1 protein-coding gene is annotated in these 1,143 nt (G+C 74.6%); it reads left to right on the top strand.

What is annotated here, in order from left to right; translation table 11 throughout:
* Positions 1–48: 48 nt before the first annotated feature.
* Positions 49–1,143: CDP-glycerol glycerophosphotransferase family protein (locus ACYVE7_RS34380; protein ID WP_460370797.1), on the top strand; the 1,095-nt coding region annotated here is incomplete at its 3' end.

The raw sequence follows: 1,143 nt of genomic DNA, 5'->3' as shown, positions 1-1,143 counted from the left end.
CTGCCGCACCGGATCCTCCGGCCCGTTCCGCCGACGGGGTTGGCGCGGGTGCGGGCCGGGATCGTCCGGGTGGTGGCCGCGCCGCGCAGTGCCCGCGCCAAGCGCTGGGCCTACCGGAAGGTGTTCCTGCGCCTGCCCGTCCGGGAGGGCGCGGTGTTCTTCGAGAGCGCCCGCGGTGCCGCCGCGACGGGCAGCCCGCGCGCCGTCCACGAAGCGCTGCGCGCCGCGGACGCCCGCGCCGACGTCACCTGGTCGCACACCGGCGACACCTCCGGCTTCCCCGCCGACGCCCGGCTGGTCCACCGCCACTCCTGGGCCTACTACTGGCGGCTGGCCCGCGCCGCCTACTGGCTGGACGACCTGGGCTTCCCGGCCTCTCTCCGCAAACGCCCCGCCACCACCTATGTCCTGACGCCCGCGGCTCCGCCCCTCGACTTCACCGGCTTCGACCGTCCCGAAACCAAGATGGATTCCCGCGAAGCCCTCAAACGCCTCGAACGCACCCTCCGCCGCATCGACCTCCTCACCGTCTCCTCCGACCACGAAGCCCAGATCCTCAAGTCCGCGCTCCGCCTCAAGAACGACCCCCTCCCCACCGGCCAACCCCGCCACGACCCCCTCACCACCCCACCCACCCCCGAATCCCGCACCGCCCTCCGCACCCGCCTCTCCCTCCCACCCACCCACAAGATCGTTCTCCACCACCCCGCCCCGCCCGCGCTGACCTCGCCTACGTCGACTTCGGCCGCGCCGACCCTGGCTGGCTCGACTCCGGCGACGTCCGCTTCGGTCGCGCTCCTCTCGGACACGCGTGGAGCGGATGTGCTCTCGGCGGCGAGAGCGGCTGCCGCTGTCGAGGACAGGGCCGTTCCGGTCGGAGCGGCGGCGTTGGCGCGGGAGTTGGGGGAGGGGTTCGTGGTGCTGGGGCCGGAGGAGGTCGCGGGGAGAGCGGATCGGGTGGAGTTGCTGGCCGCGGCGGATGTGGTGGTCGGGGAGTGGGGGCCGGTGATGTGGGAGGCGGCGCTGCTGGACCGGCCGATCGTCATCGACGGGGCGGGGCTGGCGGAGCGGGTCCGGCGGCGGGGGAGCTACCTCGACGTCGAGCGGGACGCGCCCGGGCCGGTCGTCGAAGGGGTCGCGGCG

This window comes from Actinocorallia lasiicapitis (assembly GCF_054778695.1).
This window is presented reverse-complemented; position numbering and strand designations above follow the sequence as displayed.